At 60.4% G+C, this 16,720-nt stretch carries 14 protein-coding genes and 1 pseudogene; 8 read left to right on the top strand and 7 right to left on the bottom strand.

What is annotated here, in order from left to right; translation table 11 throughout:
* Nucleotides 1-74 precede the first annotated feature (74 nt).
* Nucleotides 75-472 (top strand): annotated as a pseudogene (locus F0P97_RS12465) (choloylglycine hydrolase); the annotation flags it as partial.
* A 258-nt stretch (nt 473-730) separates the two neighbouring features.
* Here F0P97_RS12465 and F0P97_RS12460 read toward each other — a convergent pair.
* Together F0P97_RS12460 and F0P97_RS12455 are read right to left on the bottom strand one after the other, a co-directional pair.
* A complete protein-coding gene (locus tag F0P97_RS12460) occupies nt 731-2,380 on the bottom strand; it encodes an AMP-binding protein (protein ID WP_182286968.1) in 1,650 nt (549 codons plus the stop codon).
* 30 nt (nt 2,381-2,410) lie between these two features.
* Nucleotides 2,411-3,043 (bottom strand): TetR/AcrR family transcriptional regulator, encoded by a 633-nt coding sequence (locus tag F0P97_RS12455; protein ID WP_182286967.1) that lies wholly within the window; start codon nt 3,041-3,043, stop codon nt 2,411-2,413.
* 139 nt (nt 3,044-3,182) lie between these two features.
* Between F0P97_RS12455 and F0P97_RS12450 the strand changes: the two genes are divergently transcribed.
* Nucleotides 3,183-4,100 carry a crotonase/enoyl-CoA hydratase family protein gene (locus F0P97_RS12450; RefSeq protein WP_182286966.1) on the top strand — a complete coding sequence of 306 codons (918 nt, stop codon included), beginning with the start codon at nt 3,183-3,185 and terminating at the stop codon, nt 4,098-4,100.
* 478 nt (nt 4,101-4,578) lie between these two features.
* Here F0P97_RS12450 and F0P97_RS12440 read toward each other — a convergent pair whose 3' ends face one another.
* On the bottom strand, nt 4,579-5,112 hold the full coding sequence (locus F0P97_RS12440) for a GNAT family N-acetyltransferase (protein WP_182286965.1): 534 nt from the start codon (nt 5,110-5,112) through the stop codon (nt 4,579-4,581).
* Nucleotides 5,113-5,257: 145 nt separating this feature from the next.
* On the opposite strand from F0P97_RS12440, the gene F0P97_RS12435 reads away from it, so the two are divergent.
* Both F0P97_RS12435 and tsaA read left to right on the top strand, forming a co-directional pair.
* A complete protein-coding gene (locus tag F0P97_RS12435; protein WP_182286964.1) occupies nt 5,258-5,683 on the top strand; it encodes a TOBE domain-containing protein in 426 nt (141 codons plus the stop codon).
* Nucleotides 5,683-6,165 carry a tRNA (N6-threonylcarbamoyladenosine(37)-N6)-methyltransferase TrmO gene (tsaA, locus tag F0P97_RS12430; RefSeq protein WP_182286963.1) on the top strand — a complete coding sequence of 161 codons (483 nt, stop codon included), beginning with the start codon at nt 5,683-5,685 and terminating at the stop codon, nt 6,163-6,165. The genes F0P97_RS12435 and tsaA overlap by 1 nt, the downstream gene beginning before the upstream one ends.
* Before the next feature lie 81 nt (nt 6,166-6,246).
* Here the strand turns inward: tsaA and F0P97_RS12425 are convergent, their stop codons facing one another.
* From F0P97_RS12425 to F0P97_RS12415, 3 genes are all read right to left on the bottom strand, one after another.
* A complete protein-coding gene (locus F0P97_RS12425) occupies nt 6,247-7,374 on the bottom strand; it encodes a suppressor of fused domain protein (RefSeq protein ID WP_182286962.1) in 1,128 nt (375 codons plus the stop codon).
* Between the two features lie 99 nt (nt 7,375-7,473).
* The gene (locus F0P97_RS12420) at nt 7,474-9,882 is read right to left on the bottom strand and encodes an ATP-dependent DNA helicase (protein ID WP_182286961.1); all 2,409 of its coding nucleotides are present in this window, start codon (nt 9,880-9,882) and stop codon (nt 7,474-7,476) included.
* Entirely contained in the window at nt 9,879-11,552 is a 1,674-nt protein-coding gene (locus tag F0P97_RS12415) for a VRR-NUC domain-containing protein (protein ID WP_182287191.1), read from the bottom strand. Before F0P97_RS12415 ends, F0P97_RS12420 begins: the two co-directional genes overlap by 4 nt.
* A gap of 213 nt (nt 11,553-11,765) precedes the next feature.
* On the opposite strand from F0P97_RS12415, the gene F0P97_RS12410 reads away from it, so the two are divergent.
* Nucleotides 11,766-12,095, top strand: coding sequence for a carboxymuconolactone decarboxylase family protein (locus F0P97_RS12410; protein ID WP_182286960.1), 330 nt, complete (start codon nt 11,766-11,768; stop codon nt 12,093-12,095).
* A 51-nt stretch (nt 12,096-12,146) separates the two neighbouring features.
* Here F0P97_RS12410 and F0P97_RS12405 read toward each other — a convergent pair whose 3' ends face one another.
* The gene (locus F0P97_RS12405; protein ID WP_182286959.1) at nt 12,147-14,060 is read right to left on the bottom strand and encodes a potassium transporter Kup; all 1,914 of its coding nucleotides are present in this window, start codon (nt 14,058-14,060) and stop codon (nt 12,147-12,149) included.
* A gap of 218 nt (nt 14,061-14,278) precedes the next feature.
* Between F0P97_RS12405 and F0P97_RS12400 the strand changes: the two genes are divergently transcribed.
* The 3 genes from F0P97_RS12400 (at nt 14,279) to F0P97_RS12390 (ending at nt 16,703) form a co-directional block, all read left to right on the top strand.
* A complete protein-coding gene (locus F0P97_RS12400) occupies nt 14,279-15,061 on the top strand; it encodes a type 1 glutamine amidotransferase (RefSeq protein ID WP_182286958.1) in 783 nt (260 codons plus the stop codon).
* Between the two features lie 126 nt (nt 15,062-15,187).
* Complete coding sequence (locus F0P97_RS12395) at nt 15,188-15,952, top strand: YwqG family protein (protein WP_182286957.1); 765 nt, start codon at nt 15,188-15,190, stop codon at nt 15,950-15,952.
* A 37-nt stretch (nt 15,953-15,989) separates the two neighbouring features.
* Complete coding sequence (locus F0P97_RS12390; protein ID WP_182286956.1) at nt 15,990-16,703, top strand: ribosomal protein L7/L12; 714 nt, start codon at nt 15,990-15,992, stop codon at nt 16,701-16,703.
* Nucleotides 16,704-16,720: the final 17 nt, after the last annotated feature.

Raw genomic sequence — 16,720 nt, 5'->3', positions numbered from 1 at the left:
GGCCTTGTCATGCTCAATCACGGCAGCATTCACGCCAGTCTCCGATCATGCTTGCGGACCAAGGAGTAGATCTGATGAAATCCAGAATGCCGCGCATCCGCCCCCAACTGGCCGTCCTGCTGATGGCCGCTACCACCAGCGCCAGGGCCTGCACCCGCTTGGTCTTCCACAGTGTCGACGGTCAGGTCAGGTCATGACGGCCCACTCCATGGACTGAGAAAGCGACATTGTCAGCAATCTCTGAGGGCCGCAGCGCGGCATGGAACGCAACGGTCAGGCCGGCCAGAAGACGCTGCGCTGGAAGTCCAAATACGGCAGCGTCATCACTTCGGGCTATGACATCTCGACCACGGACGGCGTCAATGAAGCCGGTCTCAACGCCAACCTGCTGTGGCTGGTGGAGTCCCGGTATCCGAGCTTTGATGCCAAGAGCAAACCCGGGCTGACCATTGCCGCCTGGGCGCAATCAATATGTATTAGAAGCTGCCTTGGCGCCAGTTGTTGACTACAAGCTGTAGGCCCGTATCTATGGCTCATGCATTATCTTGATGGCTGGTAATTTTCGACGTATGCACAGTGAGCCAAGTCTTGCCCCTGGGCTTGACAGACGAGAGCATCAAAGCACTGCAAGACCACGACAGGTGCGGGAGCTGTGGCATCCACACCTTGGCCGCTTCCTGCAGCGCGAGCCATTGGCAGACAAGCGCTGGCAGCCAGCGTTTTCAAACAGTCAATGTCTAGGCAATGTGCTCAATTGCTGATGGCGCACAAGCTCCTTGAGACGAAATTTCTGCACCTTGCCAGAACCCGTCAACGGAAAAGCCTCGCAGATGAACCAATGCTCTGGCGTTTTGTGGGGCGCGATATGTTGGCGGCAGAACTGTCTCAGTTCCTCGGCCGGGCAAACATCTACTCCAGGTTTGAAGCGGATCGCAGCTGCCACCTGCTCACCCCAGTGCTCGTCGGCCATGCCAAACACCGCAACATCGGCCACGGCCGGGTGCTTCATCAACACGCCTTCTACCTGCACAGGGTAGATATTTTCACCGCCACGAATAATCATGTCCTTGAGCCTGCCGGTGACGCGGCAATAGCCGCGTTCGTCCATGATGCCCAGGTCGCCCGTGCGCAACCAGCCATCGCCAAGCAAGGTCTGAGCCGTGACTTCTGGCTGCTCGAAATATTCCAGCATGACCTGATAGCCGCGCGCCTGAATCTCACCTTCTTCACCAACAGGCAAGACTTCGCCGTGTGGCCCTGCGATACGAACCTCGACCTGCCATAGCGGCTGACCTGCAGTCTGGGCCTTGTCTGCAGCACTGTCATCGGGTGCAGTCTGGCAGACGATGGGACTGAGTTCGGTCTGACCATAGACGGTGACTAAATCACAACCCAGCTCGGCACGCACGCGCTCGGTCAGCGCCACCGGTATAGGAGCCCCGCCGGACATGGCCAACTGGAGGCTGGATAGGTCATAGTCTTTGGTTTTGCACTGCTCCAACAAAGCGAGCAGCATAGTGGGTACGCCGCCAAAGCGTGTGCCGCGTTCGTCCTCGATGGCCTGCAGGACTAGATCTGGATCGAAAGCCACGATCAGCACCAGAGTGGACAAGGTAGTGACACAGCCAAGCACACTCATCACCGAGCCTGCCGTATGGAACAGTGGCATGGGGCTGACATACACATCCTCATGCTGCTGCGCACGTGCGGCAACGAAACATGCATTGGTGACCAAACCCATACGATGCAACAATGCGCCCTTGGGCTCGCCCGTGGTTCCCGAGGTGTACTGGATTTGCGCAGGACTGCGCGGGTCCACCTCGGGCAGGCAGCCTTCTCGCGGACACTGTCTCACCTCATCTAGCCAGCCGCTGAGGCTTATAACATCGACCATACCCACCTCCCCTTCAGCTGTCGCCTTGGCCATACCCGCCATATCGCTGCCGCGAAACCGGTCGATATGGAACAGGGCACATGAGCGAGACTGGCGCAGCACATATTGCAGCTCCTGTGCGCGCAGCGCCGGGTTGGCGGTGACCAACACCATACCGGCCAGCGATGCACCGTATTGCAAAATTACCCATTCCGGTACATTCGGTGCCCACAGGCAGATGCGCTGCCCAGGCTTATATCGCAGCAACAGCCAATGTGCGCAGGCCGTAGCGTCGTCCAGCAACTGCGCATAAGTCCAGCGTCTATCGGTCTCGGCAACGCCGGTCAGCGACGTCCAACCGGCAGGAATTTTTTCCACTAGCGCCCATCGCTCAGGCGCCTTCAAGGTCGCTTCACGCAGGGCCTGCCCTTCGGTGATGTCAAGCACCTCACGCGAAGTGTCTGCAGGCCAGTAGGACCGGTTCAGCGGGCTCGATAGCTGGGACATTTAAGTCATCTCCATGTGTGATGAGAAAAATCATTGACCCGGCGGCTTCAGTGGCAGCAGCTGCCTCACTGCCCATATCCATTGCTGAGTCAGAGCCTTCACCGACTGAGGGTTGCTGCGCAAAATGCCAGAGACCGCCAGACCGCGCACAAATTCAGCGCTGGTGCTGACTACCAGCTCGTAGGCTGGAAAGGCACTCAGTGGCGCGAAGATTTCATCAAGTACACGCATCCTGTCGCGCAAGGCTTTGCGCTCTGCAGCGACCAGGGCTTCACGCAGCTCAGTATCGGTACGTGCCACCACCCACAGCTCCAGCTCGGCCATAAATGAAGGCTCTCTCATGCTATCGACCAGTGTGTGAATCGCATGCTCGACAGGGTCACTACGCCTTGCTTTGCGGCGCAGATGCTTGAGGACTGCCTCTTCGTTGCGCACCACGATGGCATCAACGACTGCACAAAGCAGCTCTGCATGCGTAGGAAAGTGGTGCAGCAATGCACCGCGGCTGACTGCCGCTCGGCGCTGCACTTCCAGCGTAGTGGTACGCGCAACGCCCAGATCCATCAGGCAGGTCACGGCGCTGTTCAAAATGCGCGCACGTGTCGCCTGCTTCTGTTGCTCACGCAAGGTGCTGCTCTCAGCCGCCTTGAGGTTGCTAGACATACTCACCTCCAAATTGACAGTCTAAGTTGACTGTAAAAACAAATGCACATAGAGTCAATGCTGACTGTCAAAAACAGTTATTTATCAATTAATTACCCATAGTTGATTGAAATTTCACATTTCAATCAGGAGACTACCCATGCCCAGCTACAGCACTTTGTCGATCACTACAGACGCCCAAAATCCACGCATTGCACGGCTCCTACTCAATCGCCCAGAGCGCCTAAATGCGATCAACAACCAGACGCCGCGCGAGATTCGCAAGGCCGTGGAGTGGGCTCAGGACAATCCGAACGTCCACGTCATCGTTGTTGAGGGTGCGGGCAAGGGCTTCTGCGGCGGCTATGACTTGGCAGAAACCGCCGAGCAGGAAATTGAGCACCCCTGTCAGCAGGAAAAAGCGCCTTGGGACCCCATGGAAGACTATGCTTTCATGAAGCGCAATACCGAAGACTTCATGAGCTTATGGCGTTGCAGCAAACCCACGATTGCCAAGGTACACGGTGCCGCTGTGGCTGGTGGCAGCGATATTGCACTGTGCTGCGATCTGCTCATCATGGCTAATGACGCCCGCATCGGCTATATGCCCACACGAGTATGGGGATGCCCCACCACAGCAATGTGGACCCAGCGTCTGGGACCGATGCGCGCCAAGCAGATGATGTTCACAGGCGATGTGATCAGCGGTGCGCAAGCTGCTGAATGGGGGCTGGCCACCGAAGCCGTAGATGCATCCGAGTTGGAGGCCTGCACCATGCGGATAGCCAACCGCATTGCCGCCGTTCCGCGCGGACACTTGGCCATGCACAAGCTGGTAGTCAACCAGACCATGCTGACCATGGGTCTGGAACAAGGCCAAATGCTGGCAACAGTGTTTGACGGCATCACACGCCACAACCCCGAAGGCATGTGGTTTCGCCGCTATGCACAGGCTGAAGGCTTCAAGGCTGCCGTACAGTGGCGCGACTCGGGCCGCAACATACCAGAAGGCGACGAGGCACGCCGCGAGATTGAAAGACTGGAGACCCAGGTTACCCGTCTGACGCCCAAGCAATGAACCCAAAAAACCACCAATGCACGACGTGTCGACGCTGGCAGCCAAGGTTTAGGGACAGCTGCGCAAGCAGCTTTAGCGTTCACACAGTGAGCCCAGCAGTTCGACAGCCAGTTGCAGCAGCAAAAAACCGATCAGGCAATCGTCCAGCCAGCCCAGAACAGGAATGGTATCGGGCATGTAGTCTAGGGACTGATGGGGTAGAGAGCCCGAGCTTGGCGGCCCTGGGCGAGCGCGGGTCGCGCAGCACGGCCTAGGCAAGCAGCAGCTCTTTGCGAAAGCGACTCAGCAAACGGTTCCACATCGCGGTGCCCCCATCAAAGCGACGGAACACCAGCCTTCAGCTTGCGACGCTGTCCAGACAAACAGGAGCGCAGCCATTTTCTCGCGGCACAAAATGTATCCAGGCCCCCGAGCCATTCGGGAAAGACTCAATGCAGTGCTTCGTAGTCAATCGCTGCAAGCTGATTTTCGGAGCAACTCAACCATCCACCGGATTCAGCGGCGTCTGCAGTGTGAGCTGGTAGAAGGCCAGATCCAGCCAGCGGCCGAACTTGAAGCCCACCTGAGGCATCAGGCCCACGGACTCGAAGCCTAACCGCTTGTGCAGTGCAATGCTGCCCGCGTTGGCGGCGTCGATGGCACCGACGAGCACATGCACATCTCCACGCTGCCTGGCCTCGGCAATCAGCAGCTCCATCAGTTGCTGCCCCAAACCTCGGCCCCGGTGCTGTGGATGGACATAGACCGAATGCTCGACCGTGTACTTATAGGCGGGGTAGGCGCGAAAACCTCCCCAGCTGCAAAAGCCCAGCAACCGGCCTTGCGCATCTTCAATGCCGATGACGGGGAAGGCGCCTGCACGCTTGGCCTCGAACCAGCTGACCATGTTGTGTGTCGTGCGCGGCTGGTAGTCGTAGAGCGCCGTGGAGTTGACGATGGCATCGTTGAAAATGTCCAAAATAGCAGCGGCGTGGCGTTCGTGCGTACATTGCACGATGTTCAGATCACTCATTTCTTGGCCTCAGGCACCCAAATTAGAGACGGTATTATGGGCAAGGACCAAGCAGTCGTGGCCTGCGCAGCGTTTAACTGCACAGGCCTGGGTGCTATAAGAATTAATCCGGCTTCCTTCCAGCCGGTATTTTCAGGAAACCCTCATGCAAAGCAGCGCACGCAACCAGTTCAAGGGCAGTGTCTCCCATATCAGCCACGGCATCGTCACCGATGAAGTCCAGATCCGTACTGAACACAATGCGGAGCTGGTGGCGACCATCACGCATGGCAGCGCTGTCAGCCTGGGCCTGAAGGCCGGCAGTGCGGTGATCGCCATGGTCAAGGCGCCGTCCGTGATGGTTGTGACAAATTGCGAAGGCGTGCGCTTTTCGGCGCGCAACCAGCTCAACGGCAAGGTCACCCGAATCAGGCCCGGCGCGGTGAATGTCGAAGTGACCATAGAAGCCCAGGGTCTGCAGGTGGTGGCCATGGTCACGCAGGAGAGCACCGAAAACCTGGGCCTTGCCGTGGGCAAGACGGCCACCGCCTTGTTCAAGGCTTCTCAGGTCGTGCTGGCGGTGCTGCCCTGATGAACGAATCCATTGTTCTGCAGCCGATAGGCCGCGTACACAGCCCGTTCAAGCATGCCGTGGGCATGCCCATACAGACCGTTGCTGCCCAGCAGCATGAGGGAAAGATAGAGGTTTTTGCGCCTTTTGCCGCGGGCTTGCGCGATGTGCAGGAGTTTCAATACCTGATCCTGCTCACACACCTGCATGAAGCCGCAGAAAGGCTGGAAGTCGTACCCTTCATGGACACCAGCAGCCATGGCGTGTTTGCTACAAGAGCGCCGGCAAGGCCCAACCGCATCGGTCTGTCCATTGTCGAGCTCCTTGGCATGGACGGATGCTGGCTGCATTTCCGCGGTAACGACATGCTGGATGGCACGCCCGTGCTCGACATCAAACCCTATGTGCCGCAACTGGATGTGCGCGAGACAGAACGCATAGGCTGGTTTGCCAGAGGGCTGGATCAGTTGCCGGACAGACTCTCCGACGAGCGCATGCGTTAAGAGCTATCTGTTTTCCGAGCTGGAACAGCCGATGCGTCCATCTCCAAAGCGCATGCAGCTACTTGATGCATGGCATGGCACTTAGCGCTCTTCGTACCTGCCGGTCACGCGCCCCTGGCTATCCGTCACCACACTGCTCTTGACCTGCCAGACCAGACCATCGAGTCCTGGCACGGTGTACTCGCCGTCGCGCCCCTTGACGGCCTGCTTCCAGGCCTGCATCTGGGCCTGGGTCAGGCTGAGCTTGAGCTCATGGTCGCTATGCCAGTCCAGCATCCCGCCTTCGCTGTCACCGGCAGGTACCAGCTCCAGCGTGGAACCATCGCCTGCCAGAATCAGCGGACGGCCATGGGGCAGGCGAGCCGGCAGCATGGCCTTGAGGTCGCGCACGCCCAGGCTGCCCAGGCGAATCACTGTCTGCGGACTGCGCAGCAGGCGCTTGCGATGACTGAAGCCAAGCACATCGTTGTAGAGCACGCCCGTCTTGGAGCCTTCTCGTGCCGCTCCCGCGTCAATGGCTGCCTGGACATCGGGCAGATCATGCAGGCTGGGCCGCGCCAGATCGGTGATCCACAGCGGCATATAACTCTGCAGGGAATGCAGCGCTCCCTGCACATTCCAGCGGCGTACCTCGCGCAACTCGTCACTGGTCAGCCCCACCAACTGTAGAAACATCAGGTCCCCATAGGGCGTATGAATAGCCGGCAGCTCCGGATCCAGTGCAAAGCCCATTTCGGTCAGCAGCGTGTCGGCATCGGCCTTGATAGGGCCGTTGGCCGTCATCCAGTGGCCTGGGGCCAGCACATTGCCGGTGCGGAATACATATCGAGCAATATTTTGCAAAAAGTTAACAGGCCAACTAGGTGGCTCCTGCTCGCTGGCAGCACGCATCAGCCTGAAGCTCAACTCGAAACCATAGCCACTGGGCTTGCCTGGAGCGATGTCGTAGCTGTCATCCAGATCGCCATACAGGTCACTGAAGCCATAGCTGACATAGTGCCAGTGCGGTGCGCCCTGCTCGCTGCGATAGACACTGACGCCGTCCAGCGGATCTTCTCCTCCAAGACGAAATTTGATCAGCGTCCCGAAATGCGCGGGCTGCTGATCGCCATAAACCGCCTGCAGCGCCCCATCGATTGCATCCCATCCCTGGCTGCCCTCTTGCCCGTTAGCGTGGGTTTGAGAGTCGTAGGTTTCGCGGGAATTCATGGCCTTTTTCTCCTTTGCCCCAAGTATCAAGGCAGGCGAAAGCTGTTCGGGCCGGATTACAAACGGAGATGTGAGCGAGCGTTTCTGACAACCATGCGTTCAAGAACCTCGGTCGTCCCCTTCGACCTGCCACCAGGCAGGCAGCAGTGCTCGCACCTCGGCACGCGCGAAGCGGTCGTCCATCAGCACCAGAACGCCACGATCGTGCTCGCTGCGTATGACCCTGCCAGCCGCCTGCACCACCTTGCGCAGGCCCGGGTAGAGATAGGTGTAGGCATAGCCCTGCCCCACACCCATGGCCTGATCCATGGCACGCTGCATGGCTTCGTTGACGGGATTGAGCTGGGGCAGACCCAGCGTGGCAACAAAAGCACCGATCAGACGGCTGCCGGGCAGATCCACGCCTTCGGAGAATGCCCCGCCCAGAACGGCCAGACCCAGGCCCTGACCGCCATCGACAAAGCGGGCGAGGAATTTCGCACGCCCGGCATCGTCCATGCCGCGCTGCTGCAGCCATAGCGGCAACTGCGGGTGCAGACGTTCCAAAGTGACGGCAACCTGCTGCAGATAGTCAAAACTGCTGACAAAACACAGATAGTTGCCAGGCTGTCGTGCATATTGCTGCGCAATCAGCTCGGCCATGGGGGTCAGCGATGCCTCGCGATCTCGCCAGCGTGTAGAGATATGGCCTGCGATATGCACCTGCAACTGCCGGGCCGCAAACGGCGCCGGAACATCCAGCCAGGCCGTATCCGCAGGCAGACCCAGCAGATCGCGATAGAACTGTGGTGGACTCAGGGTGCCCGAAAACAGCACCGTGGCCTGTGCAGCCCCATGGCGCGCCGACAAATGCGGCGCGGGCACCACATTGCGAATGCACAGCGTGGATGCCGGCATACGCACTCTGCTCGCACGCTGCAGCGGCGTGGCCAGTTGAATATCAAACAGAGCATGAGGCCCGAACTGATCGGCCAGCGCCTGAAAGTGCAGCAGTTCCCAGTAAAAATCCAGCAAGGCATGGTCGGCAAGCGCAGTTTGCCCTCCTGTGGCCGCATGACCGGCTATCTCCTGCTCAGCCAGCTGATCCGCTATTGCACCTGCGGCTCGCTGCATGGCGCCCAGCAGCGCGCCAGGAATGCTCTCGTAGCTTTGGTAACTGGCCTGATCCTGGGCCTTGTTCAACGCCTGCCACTGGCGCTGCAGTGCATCGAGTGCCTTTTTGACAGCACCCGTCGCGCCTTGGCGGGCCTGCGCCAGATCAAACTGGGTCAGCGGTGCCGTGTACATGCTGCGCGCGCGCTCCAGCAGATTGTGCGCCTCATCCACCAGCACGCCCACGCGCCAGTCCTGCTGCAAGGCCAGCGCATAAAGCATGGCGGCACTGTCGTAGTAATAGTGGTAGTCGGCCACCACCACATCGGCCCAGCGCGCCAACTCCTGCGACAGGTAATAGGGACAGATGCCATGTTCCAAGGCCAGAGTCCGCAACGCCGGCGCATCCCAGAGCGGCAGTTGCAGCGCCTGTTGCCTGGCCGCAGGCAGTCGATCAAAGAATCCGTGCGCCAACGGACAGGACTCTCCATGGCAGGCCTTGTCGGGATGCTCACAGGTCTTTTCGCGCGCCTTCATGTCCAGGACGCGCAATGGAGCGACCGATGCCGATGCCGATGCCGATGCCGGCAAGGCTTGCTGCAGCTGGACTAGCGCATGCAGCGCCAGTCCATGGCCGGTGCCCTTGGCAGTGAGAAAGAACAGCTTGTCCAGACCGGCTGCATCAGCCTCCGAGGCACTCTTGGCCGTGACTGCAGCCATGCTCTTGAGCATGGGAAAAATCGTGGCCAGGGTCTTGCCGATGCCGGTCGGGGCCTGAGCCATCAAACAGCGACCGCCTGCGCTGGCATGAGCCGTGCGATAGACGGCCACGGCCAGCTCCCGCTGCCCGGCTCTGAAGGCCGGCATGGGAAACCGCAGCTGCGCCATGGCCGCATCGCGCGCCCTCCGATGGGCGGCCTCGCTGCGTGCCCAGTCGAGATAACGGGCACATTGCAACTTGAAAAAGGCTTGCAGTTCGGTGGCAGAACACTCTTCCACCAGCACGGTCTCCTCTGCGCTGCCGATCTGGAAATAAACCAGCGCCAGCTTGATCCGCTCAAGGCCGCGCTCCTGACACAGCAAATGACCGTAGACCCTGGCCTGGGCCCAATGCAAGGCCCGGTGATGAGGGCGCACGCCGTCGAGCCGGCCCCGGTAGGTCTTGATCTCTTCGAGTTGCTGCTTGGCGGCATCAAAGCCATCGGCCCGGCCGCGAACCTGAAGCTCTTCGAACCGGCCGCTGAGCGCCAACTCCGCCTCGTAGCCACCCGCTTTCTCACGCCGTTTTTGCACCACGGCATGGCCTTCAATGCCCTCTAGCGCACTGGGGGCGGGCGTGAAGCGCAGATCCAGATCGCCGCTGCGCGCCGTGAACTCGCACAGCGTGCGTACTGCCACGCTAAGCGCAGGCTTCATGGCGCGCTACCTTCGTCACGCCACTGTACATGGCAGACGCGCACGGGAATGCCCTGCTCCGTGCAATAGGCCAGCCAGCGAATCTGGTTGTCCTGCAGCTTGTCTCCCGGCGCTTTGACTTCCACCATCTCGTAGCGTGAATCGGCATCGGACCGCCGGGGCCAGAAGCGCACCAGATCGGGAAAGCCGGTGCGGTTGGCTTTCACGTCCAGCAGCAGCCGTGTGAACAGAATCCGCAGATGGGCGGCAGGCATGCAATCGAGCGCCAGCTCCAGCAGCTCTTGCGTCAACGTGCCCCAGAACACGAACGGCGACTGAACGCCTTGCTTGTCGGCAAAACGCTGGCGAATCGTGGCCCGATAGCGACCGTCCTCCAGCTCGGCCAGACAGGCGCCAAACAGGGGCTGGCGACGCGGCACAAAATCCGGTGCGCCCAGATCGGCCGGCCCACTCTGGAAAGGATGAAAAAACGCCCCCGGCAGCGGCGCAAAGATGGCGGGCCAGCACAGCAGACCGAATAAAGAGTTGACCAACGCGTTCTCCACATAGAACACGGGCGCATCGGCGCTATGCCAATAGGCTTGCAGCGCGTACTCCACCGCCATGGACTGGGCGGGTCGGTCCAGCTGCACATCGCTGCGCAGGGCCGCCACGGCCGGGGCCAGAGCAGGCTGGCGCCCCGCAGCCACCAGTCCCAGGCTGCGGCTCAGACGCGGCAGCATGCGCGCCACGCGCTGACGCTCCTCCTCGCTTTCAGGCGCGGCTTGCGCCTGGCTGGCAAGAGCCAGCGCCTGATCAAAGCACTGCATGCGCTCCAGCACGCGAATATGACGGTGGCGTGCACCCGCATAGCGGCTGGCCCCATAGGCCTGAGCTGCCAGCGACCAATCCTGCAGCCTCTCGCAAACCTGGCCAAGCTTCAGCAAAACCTTGGCCCTGCGCATGTCCAGCCATGGGTTCTCGCTCTTATTCTCAATAAGAGCAGGCAGCAATTGTGCGGGCTCCACGCCTTCATCGAGAGCCTGACGCCGGGCCGATATTTCCAGATAGAATTCCAGATCTTCGCGGCGCTGAAACGCACGCGAGCCAGCATCCAGCGCCACCGGCTCGTAGCGGAAAATACCGAGGTCGGCCAGCACGAACTCCGACCAGTCCTGGTAGAGATTGCCAAAGAACATCAGCCGCAGACGCGCTCCCAGGTCGCCCACCATGACGCGCCAGACAGGTTCCACGGCCTCAGGATGCCAGACGGCATAAGGCCGGGACTCGGGTTGTCTCTCGGCCAGCAGTTGCAGCATCTCGGCCTTGGGCATGGAAGAGCACAGCTCAAAGCCGGTCAAGATCTGCAGCAGCTCGGGTTTGGTGTGCAGGCCAAATAGTTCGACCACCTCCATGGGCTCGGTGGCACTGAGCAAGCCACGCTCCAGCAAGGGCGCAGCGGCATCGACCGTCACCGGAATCTCCTCATAAGCCAGCTTGCCAGCGCGAAACCAGGGCCCACGCCGCATCAGCATGCGTACCAGCAGCGCCCTGGAGTTCTGCGGCAAGCGCGCAAAGCCGGCGATGAAATCGGCTTCCTGCTCGCTAAGCAGATCGCCATAGCGCTGCGCCAACCAGTCCAGCGCCTGCTGGAAGTTGTGCAGATAGTAGAAGCGGTGCGGCGGAAGAATGGCGGCTTGGGATTCGGTCACGATGACGCGTTACAAAATGCTCGGCGAGAAGATGGGTGGATGCCTACGATGAGACCTGTATTTTCATACAGCTCGAAAATCCCTGCAGATTCACCCACCCATTGATCGCTGCTCAGCGGACGAAATGCTTGCAGCTTGAATGCCCGATGACAGTGGCACACAATCAAAGCTTCATTCAACAAGGAGCAGGCAATGCTGGACTGGAACGAATACCGCAAGGAATTGGCAGGCAGGCTGGGAGAGTTTTCCGAGTTGAGTCCAGGCACCATGGAGGGCTACAAGACCCTGTCCGGCGCGGGCAAGAAGACCGGTCATCTCGATGCCAAGACACGCGAGCTGATTGCCATTGCCGTGGGGGTGACCACGCGCTGCGACGGCTGCATCGCCGTGCATACCAAGGCTGCCAAGGCAGCCGGTGCCAGTCGGGAAGAAATTGCCGAAGCCCTGGGTGTGGCGGTGGCCTTGAATGCGGGCGCCGCCATGGTCTACTCGGCGCGTGCCCTGGACGCCTTGGACGAATAAGACCCTAAAGATATGGCAGCCAGCGCCTGTCTGGCTAGCCATACCTGGCCGTCAAAGCACAACCTGCGTGCCCAGCTCCACCACCTGGTTGGCTGGCAACTTGTAGTAAGTCGCCGCGCTGGCCGACTGCCGGGACATCCAGCCAAACAGAGCGCAGCGCCAGGCGGAAAGACCGCCGGGCCCATCCACAACCTGCACCCTGGCCACAAAAAAACTGGTCGTCATGGGGTCGAGGTTCGGTATTTCGCCATCGACGTCCGGCGCAATCCGCTGGAGCGCCGCCGGAATATCAGGCTGCTCGCGAAAGCCGAAGTGCATGTCCAGTGCCCAGACCCCATTGCACATGGGCTTCAGTTGCAGGCGCTCGCCATCATGCACATAGGGTGTGTTCTCGTTGATCACATGGAGAAACACCGTCTGCTCGTGCATGACCTTGAAATGCTTGAGGTTGTGAAACAGCGCATTCGGCACCAGCTTGGGATCGGAAGTCAGATAGACCGCCGTGCCGGATACCACCGGCACGCCGCTCATGGGCGAGCTCATCAGATCGCTCATGGGAATATCAAGGCGACGGCGATGTTCGGCCACCAGCTGGGTGCCGTCGCGCCATGTCGTCAGCGCGATGAAGATGATGGCGCCCAGCGTCAACGGCAGCCAGCCGCCCTGCTCCAGCTTGGTCAGGTTGGAGGCAAAAAAGCCTATCTCCAGCACCGCAAAACAGGCCAGCGCTGCCAATGTGACAACTCTTGCGCGGCTGCGCCCCAAATAGACCACAAAGCCCACCAGCATGGTGGTGATCAGCATGGTGCCCGACACGGCAATGCCATAGGCCGCCGCCAATGCCCCCGAGGACTTGAAGGCCAGCACCAGCGCGATCACGGCCAGCAGCATCAACCAGTTCACGCTGGGGATATAGATCTGCCCCTGCTCCTGATCGGAGGTGTGCAATACACGCACACGCGGCAAATACCCCAGACGGCTGGCCTGCAGCGTCATGGAATAAGCCCCCGAGATGGTCGCCTGCGAGGCAATCACCGTGGCAGCCGTGGCCAGCACCACAAAAATCAGCAACCAGGAGGGAGAAGCCAGTAAAAAGAAGGGGTTGCTGGCCGCAGTCGCATCGCGCAACAGCAGCGCGCCCTGGCCAAAGTAATTGAGCATCAGGGCCGGAAACACCAGCCCATACCAGCCCAGACGCACGGCCCGGCTGCCGAAGTGGCCCATATCGGCATAAAGGGCCTCGGCACCTGTCATGGCAAGAAACACGGCCGATAGCAGGAAGAAGGCCTTGTCCGTGTGTTGCACGGCGAAGCGAAGCGCATGAAGCGGGTTGACGGCCTGCAGCACCATGGGCGTCTGCACAATGCTGGCCACGCCTGCCCAGGCGATGCAGAGGAACCAGACGATGGTGACCGGGCCGAACAGCCTCCCCACCACACTGGTGCCCTTCATCTGAATGGAAAACAGTCCGATCAGAATGCCTATCGTGATAGGTACGATGAAATGCTCGAACTCCGGCGTGGCAATGCTCATGCCCTCCACGGCAGAGAGCACGGAAATCGCCGGCGTGATGATGGCGTCCCCATAGAACAGTGCAGCCGCAAACACGCCGGCCCCGACCACAAAGCGCGAGCGGCGCGACTGATCGCCCATCACGCGGTGGGCCAGCGCCGTCAGCGCCAGCACACCACCCTCTCCATCGTTATCGTGGCTGAGCACCACCCACACATATTTGATGGCGACGATGACGATCACGGCCCACAGCAGGGCCGAGAGCGCGGCCAGCACATTCTCGGGGCCCACCGTCAGCCCATGTGTGCCGGTAAAAGCCTCCTTGAACGCATAGAGCGGGCTGGTGCCGATATCGCCGAACACAACACCCAAAGCCGCCAATGTCAATGCCGACTGGCTGCTGCCCTGCCCCGTATTCCCAGCCCCCTGAAGCCCGTGTTTGCTTTGTGACATAGCCATGTTTTTGCAGTGATAAAGGCCACCGCAGCCGGGCGGCGGCAGCTCAGTATGGCACGCTGAGGGAAATTGGAAAGCCTGGATGACGTCTGAGCGAGCTGTCTTCCTTTATGCAATCTTGATAGCTGCAGCCACAATCCATACCAGGGCTTGACGCCTGATTTTCTAGATTCAAGGCTTCGCAACAACCGGCTTGCCCTTCAAGCCCGCCTCCCATGAAGCCTGTCGCCATCCTCCAGCATGAAGCATCGCAAGGCCCCGGCGTCCTGCTCGAGCATCTGCTCCAGCAAGACATTGCCCATGTGCTCATAGATCCCTGTGTCGAAGGCGCGGCTCCGGCCAATGCGCGCGACTATCGCGGCATCATCGTGCTGGGCAGCAACCATTGCGCCAACGAGCAGTTGCTCTGGATCGATGAAGAGCGCTGCCTGCTGCAAAGTGCCCTGCAGTACGACATCCCCGTGCTGGGCCACTGCTTTGGCGCGCAAATGCTGGCCCGCGCCATGGGCGCAGGCGTCTGGCGCAACCCCTGCGCGAATATCGGCTGGAGCGAAGTCCGCATCACCCCCAGCGCCCAGCAACTGATGAACCTGCCCGCGCAAGCCACCATCTTCAACTGGCACTACGACACTTTCGACATTCCGACGGCCGCCAGGCGCACCATGTACGGACAGCACTGCCTGAACAAAGGCTTTGTCCACGGCCGGCAATGGGCGTTCCAAGGCCATCTGGAGGTGACCGCAGACAGCGTGCGTCAATGGTGCGGCGAGGGCCACGATGAGCTGCTGCAGGCCCGGGGCCCGGCCGTTCAGAGCGAGGCCCAGATCCTGGACCGACTGCCGCAGCACATAGACCAGTTGCATGCCATGGCACTGCGTACCTACCAGGCATGGACCGATCAGCTGGACAGGCCGGTTTCGGTTTCGTGCAGCAATTCCTCGGAAGCTTTGAGCCGATTTCGCCTCAAGTCCAATGCATACCTTCGCATGCAGCTATGAATTTGCAGGCATCGGAGTCCAGGAATGGAATGAGCAGACATTTTGTTGCATCTAGCGGACGGTCTCTGGCAAGGCCCGGCCGCTGTCTGGGTCAGAATGGCCTGCAAACTCACTGCTCCAAGCTTCATGGACTTCACAACGCTTGAAAGACATCTGGATGCCTCGCCAGTGCTGAAGGCGCACAAGCAATACTTCCTGAATCTGGCCCAGCCCGCCGTGGCCATTCGCCTGGGCCACGCCATGGGTACGCCCCTGCAAAGCCGCTTTGGCGGCCAGCCCATGGCGCCTGCGGGCTTTGTCTGGCCCGCGCATCCGGACGGCCACTACCTGTTTGTCGGACAGATCAACTTTGCCGAGCTCCCGGGCGGATCCGGCCGCCCAGCAGAGCTGCCAGCCAGCGGCCTGCTGTCGCTGTTCCACGGCTTTGACGAGGACGACGCCATCTTCTGGCGCGACCAGGACTACCTAAAGGCGTTCTACTGGCCGGATATCAGCGACATGCATGAAATCCAGGCTCCCCATCAGTGGGTCACGGACAGCCGTGCGCTGCAGTTTGAGAACGGCGTCGACCTTCCTCGTCACGAGGAGCTGCGCAAGGACTGGCCCGTGGAGTTCGATGAGTTTCATGAGTGGCTCCATGAGCTTGAGGAAAGCGGCGATCTGCCTCGCGACTATCTGCTGGGCCGCCCCTCCTGGGACAGCCTGGGCTACGATCCCACGCCCGAGGCCGAGGAACACCCCGGCAGCTCGCACTGGCGCTCGCTACTGACACTGCAGTCGCATGAGGAATTCCACTGGTGCTGGCAGGACGGCGCACGCCTCATGGCCTTTATCGAGGATGCCAGGCTGCGCACCTGGGACTTCGGCCGTCTGCAAGTGGACTGCGGCTGACGCCTGGTTCAACAGCCACAACCATAAAGAGCAGCTCATGCCCACACGGATTCCACCAGAGATCCTCATGCACTGGCAAAACGGTCACAAGATCGAAGCCATCAAACAGCTGCGTGAGCAAGGCAGGCTGGGTCTGAAGGAAGCCAAAGACCTGCTGGAAGCCAGTGACGAGCCGGACTTTGTCCAGCATGGCGCAGCAGAGCAGACGCAGGCCATGCAGCAGTTGCGCGAGCAGCTGGAAAAACTGGGCATGAAAGATGCCACCTTGCTGCTGGAGCAACTGAATCGGGACGACACCGCGCCCGGCAGCTCCTTCTCTTCCATCAAGACCACCACCACGACCGTCAATGGCAAGACCGCCACACGCGTCACTGTGAGCGGCGATCATGCAGAGACCATAGAGGCGCTGATGTCCGGCGCAAACGCAGTGCCCTCAGAAACCAGGGCCGAGGTGGAAGACGCCATGGCACGCGGCAACAAGATCGAGGCCATCAAGCTGCTGCGTGACGCCACGGGCCTGGGTCTGGCCCAGGCCAAGGACCATATCGATGCGGCCATGGATGGCATTGCGCTGGACTGGCAGATCCTGCAACGACAATCGGTGTGGGCCAGCGCCCCAAACCACCTTCCGCCCGGAGCACCATCACCGGGCGAAGTCCCCAGAGGGCAAGGCCGGTATCTGTGGCTGCTGGTGCTGGCCCTGGCTGCCGCCGGCCTTTGGTATTACTTCAAGATGCCTTGGAACCCATAGCAGACAAGCGAAAAGCT

Origin of the sequence: Comamonas testosteroni (genome assembly GCF_014076415.1) — a bacterium.
GTDB classification, from domain to species: Bacteria; Pseudomonadota; Gammaproteobacteria; order Burkholderiales; family Burkholderiaceae_C; genus Comamonas; species Comamonas testosteroni_F.
The sequence above is the reverse complement of the archived record's forward strand: the minus strand, read 5'-3'. Positions and strand labels throughout refer to the sequence as shown.

What these genes read in the sequence shown, in the direction of transcription:
- F0P97_RS12425 (WP_182286962.1), bottom strand. Translation starts at nt 7,374, where the DNA reads ATGAATTCCCGCGAAACCTACGACTCTCAAACCCACGCTAACGGGCAA.
- F0P97_RS12400 (WP_182286958.1), top strand. Translation starts at nt 14,279, where the DNA reads ATGAAGCCTGTCGCCATCCTCCAGCATGAAGCATCGCAAGGCCCCGGC.
- F0P97_RS12395 (WP_182286957.1), top strand. Translation starts at nt 15,188, where the DNA reads ATGGACTTCACAACGCTTGAAAGACATCTGGATGCCTCGCCAGTGCTG.
- tsaA (WP_182286963.1), top strand. Translation starts at nt 5,683, where the DNA reads ATGAACGAATCCATTGTTCTGCAGCCGATAGGCCGCGTACACAGCCCG.
- F0P97_RS12405 (WP_182286959.1), bottom strand. Translation starts at nt 14,060, where the DNA reads ATGTCACAAAGCAAACACGGGCTTCAGGGGGCTGGGAATACGGGGCAG.
- F0P97_RS12455 (WP_182286967.1), bottom strand. Translation starts at nt 3,043, where the DNA reads ATGTCTAGCAACCTCAAGGCGGCTGAGAGCAGCACCTTGCGTGAGCAA.
- F0P97_RS12390 (WP_182286956.1), top strand. Translation starts at nt 15,990, where the DNA reads ATGCCCACACGGATTCCACCAGAGATCCTCATGCACTGGCAAAACGGT.
- F0P97_RS12410 (WP_182286960.1), top strand. Translation starts at nt 11,766, where the DNA reads ATGCTGGACTGGAACGAATACCGCAAGGAATTGGCAGGCAGGCTGGGA.
- F0P97_RS12440 (WP_182286965.1), bottom strand. Translation starts at nt 5,112, where the DNA reads ATGAGTGATCTGAACATCGTGCAATGTACGCACGAACGCCACGCCGCT.
- F0P97_RS12420 (WP_182286961.1), bottom strand. Translation starts at nt 9,882, where the DNA reads ATGAAGCCTGCGCTTAGCGTGGCAGTACGCACGCTGTGCGAGTTCACG.
- F0P97_RS12450 (WP_182286966.1), top strand. Translation starts at nt 3,183, where the DNA reads ATGCCCAGCTACAGCACTTTGTCGATCACTACAGACGCCCAAAATCCA.
- F0P97_RS12460 (WP_182286968.1), bottom strand. Translation starts at nt 2,380, where the DNA reads ATGTCCCAGCTATCGAGCCCGCTGAACCGGTCCTACTGGCCTGCAGAC.
- F0P97_RS12435 (WP_182286964.1), top strand. Translation starts at nt 5,258, where the DNA reads ATGCAAAGCAGCGCACGCAACCAGTTCAAGGGCAGTGTCTCCCATATC.